This window comes from Spiroplasma endosymbiont of Cantharis rufa, assembly GCF_964019665.1.
In the GTDB taxonomy this organism is placed as follows: Bacteria; Bacillota_I; Bacilli_A; order Mycoplasmatales; family Mycoplasmataceae; genus Spiroplasma_A.
This window is the reverse complement of the sequence record NZ_OZ026459.1, coordinates 58,318-77,278: the sequence shown is the minus strand read 5'-3', so window position 1 is coordinate 77,278 and position 18,961 is coordinate 58,318. Positions and strand designations below refer to the sequence as shown.

Sequence of the window (18,961 nt, the reverse complement as noted above, 5' to 3'; positions counted from 1 at the left end):
TAATTAATCAAGATTTTCAATATAATTTACAGCATTTTGACCCGCAATTGCTCCATCCGAGGTAGCTGTTGCAATTTGTCTAAATGGCGTATTTCTAACATCTCCAGCCACAAATAGACCCTCTATTTTAGTTTTCATTCTTTCATCACCAATAATGTGTTTTTCTTCATTTAGTATCTGAATTTGTTTTACAAAACCTGAGACTGGATAATGTCCAATAAATGGAAAAATAGCATTTACATCAATTTTTGATGTAGTATTTTCTAAAATATTTTTGATTTTAATTAGTGACACTTTCTCACTACCTTCAATACTTTCAACAATTGAATCCAAAATAAATACTATTTTTTCATTAGATTTAGCCTTTTCCAATGTTTTATTATCCACTCTAAATTTTTTACTTCTATGAATTAAATATACTTTTGAGACAAATCTTGTTAAAAATATAGCCTCTTCAATTGCACTATAACCTCCACCAACAACTGCCACAGGCATTTCCTTATAAAAACTTCCATCACAAACAGCGCAATAAGAAACTCCCTTACCATAAAGTTCAATTTCTCCTGGAACCCCTAATAAATTCTCCTTTGTTCCAGTAGCAATTACTAAAGCTTTTGAAGTCAAAGTTTTTCCATTTTCTAATGTTATATTAAAGGATTCTTTTTTTTCAAAATCTTTTAAACCAGAGAACTCAAATTTTGCCCCCATTGCTGTTGCTTGCTCAAAAAAGTGCATAGCTAAATCTGGTCCTTGAATATTTGTAAACCCTGGGTAATTTTCAATTTCTCCAGTTTTAATAACTTTACCTCCAGGTGCTTCTTTTTCTAAAACTAGTACATTTAAACCTGCTCTACCAGCATATATTGCTGCACTCAAACCAGCAGGTCCTGCACCTGCTATTATCAAATCATAATCAACATTAATATGATTTTTCATATAATCAACCTTCTTCCCTTCATTTTTTTGGAGCTATAAATTGTGCAAATATAACTATAGACAATCCTAATAGCAAAAATCCTGCTAAAAATAAATAATTTAAAACCTCATTATCTTTTACAGTTAATTCATAAGGATTTCTTAACTGATCAAGGATAAGTCTTATAATACTATAGCCTAATATATATATACCCGCTAATACTCCACTGTGAATAATTTTATAATTATTTGGATTATTTATCTTATATAGTTCCTTGGAATCACTTTTTACAAAAACTCTGAGTAGATTTTTTTCTAATTTTAATTTCTGCAATTCCACTTTACTATTTTTCTTTAATTCAGTTTTAAAATTATAAAAGTCTTGTTTGGTTATTTTATTACTTCTTAATTTAATTCTTTGCTTTTGAATTTCTTCATTATTTTTTCTAACTATATAGTGATATTTTTGCTTTGCCTTTATTGCTAATATTTTTCTTTTTTCTATTTTTTCTTGTGCTTTTTCAACTAAATCTTTTGGAGGTTCATACAATGTATAAGCCTTTTTTCAAGCTCATGATGTTGATAAATATAACTTACCATCTTTATCTTTTAAATATTCAATAGTAGTTTGTGTATTATAACTTCTTAAATCTTTTTCATAAATAGACTTAAAAGTTTTATTTCATTTACATGGGAAGTTTTCTGGATCAACTTTCCATGGCTTTTTACTAATCACTTTTCACAAGTTAGTAAAAACAAAAGTAATTAAAATTCAAAGAAGTAAGGTTGCAAAAGATTCATACAAAAATAGAGGTTCACGAAATTGAATAATTTCCAATTCCGTAGATGTAGTTAAATCCTTAAAATAAAATAATCTATGTCATATAAAGTCTGGCAATCAGTTTATTTTATTTAAATCGCTTACTTCTCTTCCTAATATTTCGTGATTAAATAAGTTACCTCATCTTCCAATTGATTGACCTAATAATATATTTGGAACAATGCAATCTGCATAAACATAAATTGAAATTTTAGTATATCTGCTTTTATGCCATAACCATAAAAATGCAGCAGTTCCTCCGCAAAGCATCGAACCAAAAAAACTCATTCCAGGCTCCCAAAAGAAAATTAACATATATAACTTTCACTGATCTCCTGATGACCCTAATTTTCCAAATATACTTGCTCCAATAATTCCCATCGGCAATGATATATATATTCCGTTTATAAAATCTTTTAGTGGAATTCCTCTTTTATATAATTTAAAAGCAGAAACAAATATTACACTTAAAACACCAGCAACAACCAAAAGCGAATATAAAAATGATAGTGAGTCAGATTCATATGGAATCTTTTCTCCATTTTCTCAAATAATATTAGATAAAAAATTAATCATTATTAAACTTAATTGCTCTTTCACTTAGGATTTCAGTTTCATCTTTATAAAGTCCACTTTGTTTAATTTTTAATTTAGCAACTGCTGCTTCAATTATATTTGGAATATTTCTTCCTGAAGAAACTGGAATTTTAATATAAGGAACTAAAACACCTAATATTTCATATGTTGCAAAAGAAGTTCCCAATCTCTCTGAATCATCAATACCATTTTTTTTAAATTGTGTCAATTCAATAACAAGATCAATCTTTGTTTTTTCTAAAATAACTTGATAACCATTTGTTTGTGAAACATCCACTATACCAATTCCTCTAACCTCAACTAAATTTTTTAATATTTCATGGCTTTTACCATATAATTCATTTGACTTTTTAGTAATAACTATTCTATCATCACCTACAAATAGATGATTTGTTTTTACTAAGTCTAATGTAATTTCTGATTTTCCTATTCCTGATTCTCCAATAAGTAATACACCCTTACCAAAAATATTTACACAAGAGGCATGTACTTCAACTACAGGTGCAAAATAGTCATCCATAAATTCAAGAATATTTTGAGTAAAATCGCTTGTTGATTCTGTTTTAGTTCTTACAAGCAACGAATCAGTTTTTTTTGCAACTTCAATTGCCAAATTATCTTCAAATTTATCTGTAAGAATTATCATTGGAATATTTTTTAAAAAAAGTTTCTCATATCTTAATCTTCTTTCGCTTTCTTCAAAGTTCATAATATATAAATATTCCTTTGTAGACATAACAATAATTCTATGAGACTTTTCTCCACTTTCAAAATATCCTGTTAATTCCAAACCAGCTCTATTAATTCCATAAACATCAATTTTATTTTCTAATTTATTATGGCCTGAAACTACACTTAGTTTAAACTCTTCAATTATTTTTTTTGCATAAAGTTTACTCATTTTTTTACCTCAAAGTAATTATATCTAATAAATTGATTAAAGGAATAAGTGATAATAAAAAGGCACCAAAATTTTTTAATAAATTATAATATTTTCTATTTAAAACTAACAGAAATTTTCCAAAATAGTATATGGAAGCATTCTATAAGAAAATACTTAAAAATGAATGAAAAGAAAAAATTAGATAAAATCAAAAATTTAATAATGAATAGAATAAGTAAAAAATTTGCAAAAATATTAATTTATTAATCAATAAATAGAATAAGTATGGTTATAGTTCTTTTATGCATAAAAACAGTAGAAGGTTATTAAACAGAAAATTGATAATTTATTAGAAAATAAGATAATTAATCTATATGAAAATGACTATTATCTATCTAATTAATCTCACTTTAAAGGACTATAGAAAAATAACACAAAATTATAGTGTCCTATAATCACCAAAAAATTGTATTATTAAATAATAATCTGCATTTTTCAAGATTGCATAGAATAATTGAAAAAGCATTGGATTAGAATTAATTGAGGAAAAAAGTTCACAAAAAATAAGTATTGTTAAAAAACAAAGTACAAGATTATTAGATTTAGTGAGAATTCAGAAAATAGGAAAAAATATTTTGGTGAAAAAATAAAATTAATGTTTCCAAAATTATTGAATCAAAAATGACAGTTACGTTGAATGCTCGATTATGCAAGCTGAAAAGAAAATTGACTTACACTTTTCCAAATAAGAAAAACTTTAATAGTATTACTAAATTACTAATTAAAAATTCCTAAATTATGGTTTAGGGGAGTAAATTTTAGCATGTAAAAAACTATTCAAAAAAGGGAGAATCTGACATACATTCAAATTCCTCAGTTCAATTTAGTTTCACTTTTAATAATCTAGGAATTAAGTTAATTACAACAAGCGCACCCAAATAAAGGACCCCATTGAAAGATTATGATAAATTTTATAAGATAGATTTGTTTCCCAAAGCAAATCTGAATAATCTAGATGAAGCAAATAAATTTATTTTAACTATATTTATAAGTTCAATAACAGATTTTCTCAATATCTTAATAATATTAATAATTTTTTTAGGAGGTTAAAAAAACATCAGAATATTTATTTTCTGCATATACTCATAATTCTAAATTTAATTGAGCTTTTTATCAAAGAAATTTTAAATAAACTCTTTTTGAATTTTTGCAAAACTAATCTTTTATTCAATATTTAATTCTCTCATTCTTTTGTTTTTCATTTAGATTATTTATAATGTCAGTACTATCGACTTATGCTTTTTTTCTTCCTAGTCTTTTTCTATTATAGTTTTATTCATACCTAATTTGTGCCCTAAATTTGACTTATTTTAATTCTTCTCTCAACTTCCCTTAAAATTAATAGGTCCTTCTAACTTTCATACAAATTTTAGTGGTCTCTAAAATTCCTTTACTTTTATAAATTATTATTAATCCTTACTCACTCTAATTATTTTGAAATAAAAAAAACCTACACTTATATTTTAAATTTCATGTAGAATTTATTTTTTCTTAGTTTAATAATTGACTAATTGAATTCATTTTGTATTGAATATTTTCCCTAAATCCAACAATTAAAATATATAATTCTAATAACTTTTGTCCATTTTTTGTAATAAAAAAGTGATTATTTTCTTAAAATATCACAAAACGAATTTTCTAAATTACTAAATTTAATAATCCAGTTTTTTTAATAAGTATTCCCTTTTAAAACACCAGACAAACTCAGTATTTCAATTTTTTAACATTTTTCTTATAGGTAAAAAAGTTGAATAAGTAAAAGTTATATAAATTGGTAAACTAATTGGCAGCTTAATTAATTTAGCAAAAAGATCAAGTCATGCTGCGTTTCCTTTTCAAGACATCATTCAAATTTGATTTAATACTAAACTTTGAAGAATATATGCTACTGAATATAGAACTATTACCTTCAACAATATTTTGTTTTGTGACTTTGTTAAAAAAACAAGAGAGCCAAAAAAAGCTAAGACACATTTCCCAAACATATAACCACCATGATAACCATAGCTACTAGGCATTGTAATCGACATTAATGTGTCAGTACAAATAGCAGCTATAACTCCACACAATGGTCCAAATAGAAGACCTAACAGGAAAATAATTCAATCACCTAAAGCTATATGAACATTACCAACAATTGGTGGAAAACTATAACTGAAACCAGTTAAAACAGCACTACAAGCTGCAAATAAAGAAATAACTGTTAAATGCTTTAAACTAATTTTTTTAAAAGTAAAATTTTCAAGAGCTAAAGCACATACTAAAATACCTAAAACAAGAAGTATTGCCGCAATATTTGTATATAAATATAAAGACATTTTATCCTTCCTCCTTTCATTTATATATTAAAGGAATAAAATATAAACTTCCACAAACTAATATATTTTTATCCTTATTTTCTGAAAGAAAAAATTTTCAATCTTTAACAACTATAAAATCCTTAAAATCTTCTTTACTTATTTTTCAAGACTTTTCATGCTCAAATTCTGTTAGATATATGGTTCTATTTCCCTTTTTAAAAATCTGAAGCATCTTTTTATAATTCTTTCCTTCACTTGCTCCAAATAAGATTATAAGACTTTCTATTTTTTCAATTTGTTTAGACAATTTAAGTGCTGCATCATAGTTATGACAGCCATCAATAATAAGCATTGGTTCTTTTTTTAATATGCTATATCTTCCAAGTGGAGAATATTGAAATGAATTTATTGTAATACCCAAATAATTAAGTAATTCAAAAGCTAATCCCTTATTAAAACCTTGAAAATATACTGGATCAATAATTTTTTTTGCAAAAACCTTTGTGTTATTATTTACTTTTTTGATAATTCTTTTATATTTAATATTATCTTGACTTAAAAATATTTTGACATTTTTTTTCGCAATACATAATTTTTGATAGATAATTTCTTTAATTGTAAATCCTAAAATTTCTTGATGGTCCAAACCAAGTGAAGTTACACAAACCGCTAATTGTTTTTCAAAAACATTTGTTGAATCCTTTAAACCCCCAATTCCTGCTTCAATAACAGCTATATCAATTTTTAATTCATAAAAATATAAAATTGCAATAAAAGTTCAAATCTCAAAAAAAGTTAACTCGTATTTTTTAATTAAATTTTTATTTTTTGCAAGTAGTCTTTTTAAATTCTCATCTGAAATCATCTCACCATTATATTGAATTCTTTCATTTTGATTTAAAAATGCAGGAGATGTAAATAGACCAACTTTTTTAAATTTAGTCTTTAAGCCCTCAAAAATAAAATGAGACGTTGATCCTTTACCATTTGTTCCTACAACATTAATAACATTAAAACTATTTTGGGGATTACCAATATCTTCTAATAATTTTTTTAGATTATAATTCTTTTTAAAAATTATTTCAGAGGGTATTAACTTTTCTTCGACACTAATCATTTAAATACTCCTTTAAATACTTGGCAGTAAAACTGTTTTTATTTTCAATTATTTGCTCTGGTGTACCCGTAACAATAATAGCTCCACCTCCAGCTCCACCTTCGGGTCCTAAATCAATCACATAATCTGAAACTTTTATAAAATCAAGATTATGTTCAATTGTTAAAACTGTATTTCCTTGATCAACTAAAATATTTAAGACACTTATTAGTCTTTTTACATCATCAATATGTAGACCTGTTGTTGGCTCATCTAATAAAAATAAAGTTTTTCCAGTTTGTTTTTTTAATAAGAATGTCGATAATTTAACTCTTTGAGCTTCTCCTCCAGACAAAGTTGTTGCATTTTGTCCTAATTTTATATAACCAAGACCTACCGCTAGTATTGTTTCCAATTTCTCTCTAATTTTAGGAATATTTTCAAAAAAATCATGGGCTTCTTGAACAGTCATATTTAAGACATTTCAAATGTTTTTTCCTCTATATTTTATTTGAAGAGTTTCTTCATTATATCTTTTTCCATCACATATTTCACAAATGACCTCTACATATCCAAGAAATTGCATATCAACACGAACAACACCATCTCCTCAACATGAATCACATCTACCACCAGGAACATTAAAACTAAATCTTCCTTTTTTATAACCCCTAATTTTAGACTCGGGTATTTCTGTGTAGAGATCTCTAATATCATCAAAAACAGATGTATATGTTGCTGGATTAGATCTTGGAGTTTTACCAATAGGATCTTGTGAGACATAAATTATTTTATCAATGTTTTCTCAACCTTTCATTGATTTATATTTACCTGGACGAATTAATTCTTTGTTTAATTCTTTTTTTAATCCTTTATAAATTATCTCTTCAACCAAAGTTGATTTTCCACTTCCACTAACTCCTGTAACTGAGATAAATTTACCTAATGGAAGAGTTACATCAATATTTTTTAAGTTATTTTCAGTAGCTCCCTTTATTTCAATTTTTAAGCCATTACCACCCCTACGTTTTTTTGGTGTGGGAATTGATAATTGCTTAGATAGATATTTTCCTGTTAAGGAATTTGGGTTTTTACAAATATCTTCATATGTACCTTGAGCAGTAATGTTTCCACCTTCAATTCCAGCACCAGGTCCAATATCAACAATTCAATCTGAAGCTTTCATTGTATCTTCATCGTGTTCTACAACAATTAAAGTATTTCCTAAATCTCTTAGTTTTTTTAAAGTAGTAATTAATTTATCATTGTCTCTTTGATGTAAACCAATTGAAGGTTCATCCAGAACATAAAGAACTCCTGATAATTTTGAACCCAATTGTTTTGCTAGTCTAATTCTTTGAGCCTCTCCTCCGGAAAGAGTTGTTGCACTTCTAGAAAGTGTTAAATAATTTAAACCAACTTCATTTAAAAAACTAATTCTTGAAACAAGTTGATTTAAAACAAGACTTGCAATTTTTGCTTGTTGCTCATTTAAATTCAAATTTAGTAGGAAAGTTAACTCCTCTTCAATAGTTAATTCTACAAAGTCTGCAATTGAAATGTTATTAATTTTAACGCTTAATGCAATATCATTTAATCTTTTTCCCTTACAAGTTTTACAAATTTTTGACATCATATATTTTCCATAATATTTTCTATTATCTTCTGATTTAGTTTCAATATATTTTCTTTCAATAATATTTGCAATTCCTTCAATATAATCAAAAGCCCTTAATGTATTTCCACTTACGGTATTAATTTTAGTTTCAATTGGTTCATCACTTCCATATAAAATAACATTTATTTGTTTTTCACTTAATTTATTTATTTGAGAATTTATATCAATTAAATAATAATCGCAAAGTAACTTAAATTTTTGTCATTCAATATTTGTTGAATCAACAATGTTTTTATAATATAAAATACCACCTTCACGAATAGATAACGAAGAGTCTGGAATTATTAAACCTGGATCTGCTTCTAAATTAACTCCTAAACCTGAACAAGTTTCACAAGCTCCATTTTTTTTATTAAAAGAAAATAAATTAGCTTCTAAATTTGGGATTGAGAAACCACATTCACTACAAGAATATTTTGTTGAAAATAGTTTTGTCTCATTATTTCTATTTGGATAATAAATTTTAATAAGGCCCTTTGAGTATCCTAAACCAACTTCAATTGCTGAATAAATTCTCGATTGAAGTTCTTCATCACCTGCTTTAAAAATTAATCTGTCTACCACAATATCAATGTTATGTCTTTTATTTTGCTCCAATTGAATATCTTCTTCAAGATTTCTTACTTCACCATTTATTTGTACTCTTAAAAAGTTTTCCCTTTTTAATTTTATAAAGAGATCTTTATGAGTTCCTTTTTTATCTCTTACAACAGGAGCTAAAATAAAGATTTGATCATCTTCTTTTGTTTCTTTTTTTAAAGTTTCCATAATTTCTTTAAGTGATGATGTTTTAATTGGACCATGACCATTTACACAAAAAGGAGTTCCAATATTTGCAAATAGTAATCTAAGATGATCATGTATCTCTGTTGTTGTTCCTACAGTTGATCTTGGATTATGACTTGTTGTCTTTTGATCAATTGATATAGCAGGACTTAAGCCTTCAATTTCATCAACATCAGGTTTTTCAACTGATTTTAAAAATTGTCGTGAGAATGACGATAATGATTCAATATATCTTCTTTCACCTTCAGCATAAATAGTATTAAAAGCCAGCGATGATTTTCCACTACCAGAAAGCCCTGTAAAAACGACAAGTTTTTCTTTTGGAATTTCAATATCAATATTTTTTAAATTATGCTCTCTTGCTCCTTTTATAATAATTTTTTTATTCATAATAACCTAACCTTCTGCTTGTAATTCTAAAATAAGATCTCTAAGTTCAGCTGCCTTTTCATAATTTTGTTCTTTTGCAACACTCAACATTTGTTTTCTTAAATCAGAAATTAAATCTTCCTTTTTCTTTTCTTTTTCTTTTTTCTTCAACTTTCTTAATTCATCTACTTTGTTTCTAATATTTGAATCAGAGATAATATCTGTAATTTTTTTAATAATAGTTTTTGGAGTAATTCCATGAAGTTTATTATATTCTTGCTGAATATTTCGTCTTCTATCAGTTTCTTCAATTGCTTCTTTCATAGCTGGAGAAGTTGAATCTGCATAAAAAATTACACGACCTTCAGAGTTTCTAGCAGCTCTTCCTATTGTTTGAATTAAACTCCTTGTATTTCTTAAAAAACCCTGTTTATCTGCGTCGAGAATACAAACTAAACTCACTTCAGGAATATCTAAACCTTCTCTTAATAAGTTGACCCCAACAATAACATCATAAACGCCTTTCCTTAAATCAGTTAGTACTTGATTTCTTTCCAAAGTTTTTAACTCTGAATGTAGATAAGTTACTTTTAAGTTTCTTGATTGTAAGTAAGTTGTGATATCTTCAGAAATTCTAATTGTAATTGCAGTTATAAAGACTTTTTGTTTTTTTGCAACTACTTTATTAATCTCATCTACAATATCATTCATTTGATTAATAGTTGAACGAATTTCAATTTGTGGATCTACTAAACCTGTTGGTCTAATGATTTGCTCAATTACATCATTATTAACTAAATCAAGTTCATACGGACCTGGAGTTGCAGATGTATAGATTACATTTTTTAATTTATCTGCAAACTCTTGAAACTTCAAAGGTCTATTATCAATAGCACTTGGTAATCTAAAGCCATGTTCGACCAAAGTTTCTTTTCTACTTCTGTCAGTATTATACATAGCATTCAGTTGAGGAATCATCATATGAGATTCATCTATAATAGTCAAAAAGTCATCACCAAAATAATCAATTAAAGTAAATGGTGGAGTACCTGGAGCTCTAAAATCTAAGTGAGGCGAGTAATTTTCAATTCCACTACATATTCCAAACTCGCTCATTGTTTCCATGTCATATTTAGTTCTTTTCATTAATCTATCTGCTTCAATAAATTTCTTTTGATCTTGAAATCATTGAACTCTCTGATTTAATTCCTTACCAATATTTTCTACAACTAATTTCATTTTATCAAAGTTTGTAACATAAGCTGCAGCTGGATAAACTGTAAACATTCTAATTTTTTCTAAGACTGTATTATTCAAGACATCTATCATTTCAATTGCTTCAATCTCATCTCCAAACATTGAAATTCTAATATGATATTTATCAGTTCAACTTGGTGCAATTCTTATAACATCACCCTTCGCACTAAAATAACCCATAGCTAAATCATTTTCATCTCGAGTATAACCTGTTTGAACAAGAAAAGTTAATAACTTTTTCTTAGATAAAACTTGACCAACTTCTAATTCAAAAAAGACATTTCCATACTCTTTTGGATCTTGTGTTGCATAGATACATGCGACAGATGCAACGACTATTGTATCTCTTCTAATCATTAATGCATTCATTGAACTTAGTCTCATCATTTCTAAATCATTATTTCTTTTTGCATCTTTATCTATGTATAAATCTCTTGATGGAATATACGCCTCTGGTTGATAAAAGTCGAAATTGGAAACATAATATTCAACTCTATTATTCGGAAATAGTTCTTTTAATTCAATATACAATTGCATTGCTAATGTTTTATTATGAGCTAAAACAAGAGTTGGTTTATTCATTTCCTGAATCACATTCGCCATCGTGAAAGTCTTTCCTGTTCCTGTTGCACCCATTAAAACTTGATGCTTTAAATTGTTTTTTAAACCAGAAATTAACTTCTTAATTGCGCTAGGTTGGTCTCCATCTGGTTTATATTCTGTAACTATACTAAATTTTTGATTTTTACTTTCCATTTTATTACCTCTTTAATAAGACCTAAAAATTCTAAAGATTGACACCTAGAAATAATATTGCCTAGCAATATTTTACATAGATTAATTAAAAAAACAAGACAAATGTCTTGTTGTAAAAAATAGGAAAAAATATTTTATCCAATTTTTGTTTTTGTTTGAACTTGTTCAGTGTCTTCAATATCTTCTTCTGAAATTGAGCCATCAGGATTAGTTTTAAATGTTTTTTTAACTTTACCATTCTCATCTAAAACTTTAAATTCTTTTTGTTTTTTTTCTAATTCAGTTGCTAATGCCATTAATATCTGCGTCTCAATCAATAGTTTTGTTTTTTCAGCTTCATCAGTTTCTTTTTTAGATAATTTTTCATAACTTGCTTTAACATCTTTTGCAGTAAAGATTTTCTTCAACTTGAATTTAGTTAACATTCTTTCAACTTCTTCAAAAGGGATTTCAGCTGATTTTTGTTGTTGTTGAGAGAAAATTTCATCAAGTTTTTTCATTAATCCCTCAAGAATTGCATATTGAAATTTAACTTTTTCTAACTCTTCTTTTTTACCTTTTAAGCTCTTTTTAAGTTCTTTAAATCTTTTATCAACATTTGCTCTTGCAAATTTTTCTTTAGGAATTTCTCATTCTTCTAGAATTTGATCAATATCTTTATCACTTATATTAATAGTTTTTGGTTCTTCATTATTAAATTCAATAGTTTTTTCATTTGGTCCAACTTCTCTTACAAATGATCCATATAGTTTAATAATTGTTTCTTCTGCAATCATTATTTTCATTTTATTGAATAACCTAGCTGATTCTTCTACATATTCATGCAGTGGATTATTTTGTGCATATTGTTGTAAATAAATACCACTTCTTAATTTTTGATTTATATTAATGTGTTTTTGTCAATGATAGTCAAGTGATTGAAGAATAGTTCTTCTTTCCATTTCACTTATAACTTCTTGTGGCACAGAGCTTGTTTTACTTAAATATAATTCCATCATACTTTCAGAAATCTTTTTTGCAATTTGTAATTTTTCTAATCCACCAAAGTCCTTTTCACTTAATGAACCTTCAATAACAAATCTTGAGTTAATTTCTTTTATTAGAGAAGAAATATTGATTGTTCTTTCTCCTCTGACAAGTTCCGAGTTTCTTTCCACAATTTCATATGCAATTGTATATTGAAATCTAGCAATAACTCCTTTTAAAGTTTCTTGTTCTAAAATTGAATCTCTTTGTGAGTAAATAGCTTCCCGTTGTTGTGAAAGAATATTATCATAGTCAAGAACGTTTTTACGTTGGTCAAAATTTAATCCCTCAAGTTTTTTTTGAGCATTTGTAATTGCTCTTGTAAACAGTCTTGATTTAATATGATCATCACCCAATTTTAAAAACATCTGTCTTAATTTAGGAGCTGAAAAACGAATCATTAATTCATCTTCCATAGAAATATAAAATCTTGAACTTCCTGGATCACCTTGTCTACCAGCTCTACCTCTTAACTGATTGTCAATACGTCTTGCTTCGTTACGTTCAATACCCATAACAAATAGACCACCATTTTTTCTAGCTTCATCTGAAAGTTTAATGTCTGTTCCACGTCCAGCCATATTTGTTGCTAATGTTATAGAACCTACTTGTCCAGCTTTTTCAACAATTTCAGCTTCTCTATGGTGATTTTTAGCATTAATCATTTCAAACTTTAAACCAGCTTTTTGTAAATAATGAGAGACTTGTTCAGAAGAATCAACTGATGTTGTTCCAATAAGTACTGGTCTTCCAGATTGTGTTACTTCTTCTAAATCTTTTACTAAGTGTTTTAATTTAGCATTAATTGTTCCAAAAGTTAAGTCTGGTTCATCTACTCTAATAATTGGCTTATTTGTTGGACAAACAATAACTCTTGTATTGTATATTTTTAAAAATTCTTCTTCTTCAGTTTTTGCAGTTCCTGTCATTCCTGAAAGTTTATTATAAAGTCTATAAAAATTTTGATAAGTAATTGTAGCTAGAGTTGTTGTTTCTTCTTCAATTTCAACACCCTCTTTTGCTTGTAATGCTTGTTGTAAACCATCACTATAAGCTCTACCTGGCATTGTTCTTCCTGTAAACTGATCAATTAAAATAATCTCATTACCTTGAACAGTATACTCAACTTCTTTTTTAAAAGTAAACATTGCTTTTAAGGCATTCATAATCAAGTGAAAAACCTCAGTGTTTCTAAAATCAAATAAATTATCAATACTAAAGAATTTATGTGCTTTTTGAATTCCAGGTTCAATTAAATAAACTTGCTTTGATTCTAAATCAATTTCAATATCTGTTTTTTCATCCAATGATTTAGAAAATGAATCAGCTGCTTTATATAAATTAATTCTGTTTTGGCTTCCCCCAGAAATAATTAAGGGTGTTCTTGCCTCATCAATAAGAATTGAATCAGCCTCATCAATAATTGCAAAATTAAGTTTTCTTTGAACTTTTTGATCTAAACGATATACCATATTATCTCTTAAATAATCAAATCCTAATTCTGAATTTGTTGTATAAGTAATATCTTTAGAATAAGCAGCTCTTTTTTGCTCTTTAGATAAATCTCTACCATTTAATCCAACACTAATTCCTAACATGTCATAAACTTGACCATTAAGTTCACTATCTCTTCTAGATAAATATTCATTAACAGTAACAACATGAACTCCTAAACCAGATAAAGCATTTAGGTATGCAGGAAAAAGACCAGTTAAAGTTTTACCTTCACCAGTTCTCATTTCTGCAACATCTCCTTGATGTAAAATAATAGCACCAATTAATTGAACTTTATAAGCTTTTAGTTTTAAAACCCTAAATGCGACTTCTCTAACTACTGCAAAAGCTTCAACTAAAAGTTCATCTAAAGTTTCACCATTTTCTAATCTCTCTTTAAATTCTTGTGTTTTATTTAATAATTCTGTTTCACTTAATTTTTCATAGTCCGCTTCTAGTGAAATAATTTGCTCTGCTATTTTACCGTGCTTCTTAACTATTGATTTGTCTCTTGCCATTAAAAACTACTCCTTTTTTGCTAAGTCAAAAATCTTAATCATTATACAATTATTATTGCCAAATAGAAAGTTATAAACGGAAAAATATTTCATAAAAAATTTTTAATATATTAAATATGCAATGATTTAAAATTTCTTATGTAAAATTTTAAATAAAATCGCAATTGTTCTTATCTCATTAAGAAAACCAGTAAATAAAAATTACTGGTTAATTTAATTATAACTATGAATTTTTTAGTAACTGACTGATAAACCTACAAAAGTTACTGTACTATTTTAAATTGCAAAGTTTCTCTAATTTAAAAAGTTAAAGGAACTTATTTATTAAATTTTGCCCTCTGCTTTTAATTTTTCTTTTAATTTCTCTAACATTTCTTTTGTCATTGCATCTAAGTTATACTTAGGATTAAAGTCTCATTCTTTTCTTGCACAACTATCATCAATACTATTTGGTCAAGAATCTGCAATTTTTTGACGAGTAGTATCAACTTTATAATCCATTTTGAAATCAGGAATATATTTTTTAATTGATTCAAAAATTTCTTCTGGTGCGAAAGACATAGCAGTTATATTAAATGAATTTCTATGAATTAATTTTTTTGGATCAGCATTCATTAATTGGACAATAGCGTCAATTGCATCATCCATATACATCATGTCCATTTTTGTTCCTTTATCAATATAACTTTCATAGCTACCATTTAATAGGGCTTGATAATAAATATCAACAGCATAATCAGTAGTTCCACCACCAGGCTCAACTTTATATGATATTAATCCTGGGAACCTTACTGATCTTGAATCAACACCATATTTCTTATTATAATAATTTTCTAATAGCTCTCCCGCAACTTTTGTTACCCCATACATTGTTGTAGGGTTCATAACTGTATCCTGAGGAGTATTGTTTGCTTCTGCATCTGGTCCATATGCTGCTATTGATGATGGAGCAAAAAATTTAGTATTTAATTCTTTAGATATCTCTAAAGCATTCATTAATCCATTCATATTTAAATCTCAAGCAAATTTAGGATTTTTTTCAGCAGTTGCTGACAATAAAGCTGCTAAGTGAATAATTGTATCTACTTCATATTTTTTTGCCAATTGTAAAAAAGAATCATAATTAGTGACATCCAATTTTTCAAAAACTCCTTCATCACAAATAAAATTATCTTCAAGTTTTCTTATGTCTGTTGCTATAACATTATCATTTCCCAAATCCTTTCTTAAACGTAAAACTAACTCTGAACCTATTTGCCCCAAAGCTCCTGTAATTAAAACTTTTTTCATATCTATTTCTCTCCTTTTGTTTTAATTTTTTCAAACTCTTCTGTAATAACTTTATAGACTTGATCTAATTGACCTTTTGAATGTAATGATGAAATCATTAATCTTATTCTGGCTTTTCCTTTTGAAACTGTTGGATAAATAATAGGAGATACCAAAATTTGTTTCTCAAATAATATCTTAGTTAATTCTGTAGCAATTGATTCTTCTCCTACCATGAATGGTGTAATTGGAGTTTTTGTATTACCTATTGAATAACCATTATTAGTAAACTTATTTTGAATATATTTTGTATTTTCTCAAAGTTTTTTAATTCTATCATTTGATTTTTTCATCTCTTTTATAATTTTTATTCCAGCATAACAAATTCCTGTTTGCAATGAGGACGAGAATAAAAAGACTCTCGATTTTTGCTTTAGATATTCAATCAGTATTGAATTACCACAAATAAAACCTCCAACAAGTCCATACGCCTTTGACAATGTTCCAACTTCTATATCAATTTTTCCTTCCAGACCAAAGTGTGCAATTGAGCCTTGACCATTTGGCCCAAGCACTCCTTCACCATGGGCATCATCAACAATGCTATAAGCATTATATTTTTTTGCTAAGTAGTTAATTTTATCTAATGGAGCAACATCTCCATCCATAGAAAAAACACCATCTGTGATAATAAAAATATTGCCTGTTATTTCATTAGAATTAATTTTTAATATATTTTCTAAATCACTCATATCGCAATGTTTATAAACAGCTCTTTTGGCTTTTGATAAACGAATTCCATCAATTATTGAAGCATGATTCAACTCATCAGAAATGATTAAATCATTATCATTTGTAATTGTTGGTATTAATCCAGTATTCGCTTGAAACCCACTTTGAACAACTAAAGCATCTTCAGAGTTTTTAAACTCTGCTAAAATTTTTTCGAATTCTCGATGAACAGAGTAACTACCAGAAATTGATCTTACAGCTCCAGGTCCAACGCCATATTTGTCTGCTGCTTCTTTAATTGCTTGGACTGTAATTGGATCATTTGCAAACCCCAAATAATTATTTGAACACATATTTAAAAAATCTTTATTATTAATTTTTACAACATCACTTTGAGCTCCCTCAAGTATTTTGATAATGTTATAAAGTTTATCTTCTTTTCTAATTTTTAATTCTTTTTCTAAACGATTATATAAACTCATTTTATTCTCCTTTATTTACTTTCTGTCTTTTTTTAATTAAATAAAATTCAACTAACATAGATATTGAGACATAAAATATAACAGCTATTGCTAATCATTTAAGAACAATATCAAAAGTTCTTTTGTCCATTCCTGCTCCCATTTGTAAACCTACAAAGATTAATAAAAATGAACATACTACACCAAAAATGGCTGATATTAAAATTAAATTGGACGTTTGTTGTAAGTATTTTTTTCTTTTTATAAAAGTATATGCTGCAGGCAACATACATAAAGCTGATCCACAAGCCATTATAGGAAACACTACTTCTTGTTGCAATCCTAAAAAAGATAGTGTTGCCATTGCTGGTGCATATAGACCAATTCCAAATGATTGAATCATTCCTAAAAAGAAAAATACAATTGTTCCAATAATAATTCTTCAAGGTTTATCCATAAGTGAAGTTTTATCTCCAATATTTGATGTGCTGATTACGTTAACTTGAGGATGAGTTAAAATCATTAATATTGCTACACAAAATAAAACTACCCCCATAATAATTTTTATTGAATTTTGATTTTTTATCTTTGATACAAATAAGGAACCTACAAAAGTCCCACAAATAATTGATATAACTAAAATTAATAGAGTTGCAATGTTTACTTGAATCGAACCAACAAATAAAGCTGACTCTATCAAAGCACTTACACCTAAAGCAACATTTAATGTACCAGGTAACTTTGTATCATCTTTTATTGTTCTTGTTCCTTTTAATAAACCAGTAATAACTCCAAAAGAACCAACACCAATTGTATCTGTAAATCCTCCAGTGAAACCTACTGCCAAAATTGCTTTTTCCTTATTATTTACATCTTCGTATTTGACTTTTAATGTAAATCAAAAATAAATTACACAAAATACAACTGCAGATAATAATAAAAATATGCAAATTATAAAAGCAATTAATTGTTCTCCCTCTCAAATAATTTTCCCAGGGTTTTGTCAAGGGAAAAAAACTAAATAGTTAATTAAAATTGATATAATAGTTACTACCATTGCAATAGAAAAAAATAACATCCATTTAGCAAATTTTTTCTTATGTTCTTGCTTTGATAAAAATAACTGTGATTCTTCTTTCACTATAATATTTTCCTTTCTCATTCTTTTCTTTCTATGGCTATAAAAACTTATAACCACTAATATAATATAAAAAAAAAAAAAAAACCAATATTTTCTCCATTTATTTTTAAAAAAGTATAAAATTTTCCAATGCAATAAAATAAAATATTTCTATAAAAACTACTATTTTTTGCAATAAAAGAGTAAAATAATTGTTGGTAAAGTTATGATAAGTTTAAAGATATTAAGCAATAACAATATTGTGATAAGAAGTTTCTTAGCTAAGAAATCAAGATTCACTACCTATATTTCAAAAGTAACAAATAAAACTGAATTAGAAAATTTTATAAAAAAGTATATTGATAAAAGAGCAACTCATAATTGCTATGCTTTTAAGTATGGCCATGATAATTTAAATTATGGATATAACAATGATGGTGAACCTAGCGGAACTGCAGGTGAACCATTGTTAAAACTAATTGAAGTAAACAATGTTACTGATATTATAATATTTGTTAAAAGATATTATGGTGGAGTAAAACTAGGAACAGGCGGATTGCAAAAAGCTTATACTAATTCAGCAATTAAAATAATGAAGGAAACTGACTTTAAAAAATTAAGACTTCTAAATAATATAAAAATAAATTTTAAAATAGCAGATATTAAAGCTATTAATTTATTTTTAGTAAAACAAGCTGAAGACATTAATTATACGTATACTGAAGATTTAGTTACGGTAGAATTCAATTTAGATAAAATTGAAAAAATGGACTCTATTAAAAATAAAATAAATATTTTAAAAATTAAGCATGGATATTATTAAA

General features: G+C 26.9%; 12 protein-coding genes. 1 reads left to right on the top strand and 11 read right to left on the bottom strand.

The window, feature by feature from the left end; genetic code table 4:
• Window positions 1–3: 3 nt before the first annotated feature.
• The 11 genes from trxB to AACL15_RS00300 form a co-directional block, all read right to left on the bottom strand.
• Window positions 4–936, bottom strand: coding sequence for a thioredoxin-disulfide reductase (gene trxB, locus AACL15_RS00350; RefSeq protein ID WP_339034267.1), 933 nt, complete (start codon window positions 934–936; stop codon window positions 4–6).
• A complete protein-coding gene (locus tag AACL15_RS00345) occupies window positions 920–2,311 on the bottom strand; it encodes a prolipoprotein diacylglyceryl transferase (RefSeq protein WP_339034265.1) in 1,392 nt (463 codons plus the stop codon). Before AACL15_RS00345 ends, trxB begins: the two co-directional genes overlap by 17 nt.
• Entirely contained in the window at window positions 2,304–3,233 is a 930-nt protein-coding gene (hprK, locus tag AACL15_RS00340; protein WP_339034263.1) for an HPr(Ser) kinase/phosphatase, read from the bottom strand. Before hprK ends, AACL15_RS00345 begins: the two co-directional genes overlap by 8 nt.
• A gap of 1,694 nt (window positions 3,234–4,927) precedes the next feature.
• On the bottom strand, window positions 4,928–5,593 hold the full coding sequence (locus AACL15_RS00335) for a folate family ECF transporter S component (RefSeq protein ID WP_339034261.1): 666 nt from the start codon (window positions 5,591–5,593) through the stop codon (window positions 4,928–4,930).
• A gap of 1 nt (window position 5,594) precedes the next feature.
• Window positions 5,595–6,692: a bifunctional folylpolyglutamate synthase/dihydrofolate synthase gene (locus tag AACL15_RS00330; protein WP_339034259.1), complete on the bottom strand. Its 1,098-nt coding sequence runs from the start codon at window positions 6,690–6,692 to the stop codon at window positions 5,595–5,597.
• On the bottom strand, window positions 6,685–9,528 hold the full coding sequence (uvrA, locus tag AACL15_RS00325; RefSeq protein WP_422398402.1) for an excinuclease ABC subunit UvrA: 2,844 nt from the start codon (window positions 9,526–9,528) through the stop codon (window positions 6,685–6,687). Before uvrA ends, AACL15_RS00330 begins: the two co-directional genes overlap by 8 nt.
• Window positions 9,529–9,531: 3 nt before the next feature.
• A complete protein-coding gene (gene uvrB / locus AACL15_RS00320) occupies window positions 9,532–11,517 on the bottom strand; it encodes an excinuclease ABC subunit UvrB (RefSeq protein ID WP_339034255.1) in 1,986 nt (661 codons plus the stop codon).
• Between the two features lie 134 nt (window positions 11,518–11,651).
• Window positions 11,652–14,555 (bottom strand): preprotein translocase subunit SecA, encoded by a 2,904-nt coding sequence (secA, locus tag AACL15_RS00315; RefSeq protein ID WP_339034253.1) that lies wholly within the window; start codon window positions 14,553–14,555, stop codon window positions 11,652–11,654.
• 324 nt (window positions 14,556–14,879) lie between these two features.
• Window positions 14,880–15,845 carry an L-threonine 3-dehydrogenase gene (locus tag AACL15_RS00310; protein WP_339034251.1) on the bottom strand — a complete coding sequence of 322 codons (966 nt, stop codon included), beginning with the start codon at window positions 15,843–15,845 and terminating at the stop codon, window positions 14,880–14,882.
• 2 nt (window positions 15,846–15,847) lie between these two features.
• Window positions 15,848–17,038, bottom strand: a complete 1,191-nt coding sequence (locus tag AACL15_RS00305) for an aminotransferase class I/II-fold pyridoxal phosphate-dependent enzyme (RefSeq protein ID WP_339034249.1) — start codon at window positions 17,036–17,038, stop codon at window positions 15,848–15,850.
• Window position 17,039: 1 nt separating this feature from the next.
• On the bottom strand, window positions 17,040–18,179 hold the full coding sequence (locus tag AACL15_RS00300; RefSeq protein WP_339034247.1) for a TSUP family transporter: 1,140 nt from the start codon (window positions 18,177–18,179) through the stop codon (window positions 17,040–17,042).
• Window positions 18,180–18,363: 184 nt separating this feature from the next.
• On the opposite strand from AACL15_RS00300, the gene AACL15_RS00295 reads away from it, so the two are divergent.
• On the top strand, window positions 18,364–18,960 hold the full coding sequence (locus AACL15_RS00295; RefSeq protein ID WP_339034245.1) for a YigZ family protein: 597 nt from the start codon (window positions 18,364–18,366) through the stop codon (window positions 18,958–18,960).
• Window position 18,961 lies beyond the last annotated feature (1 nt).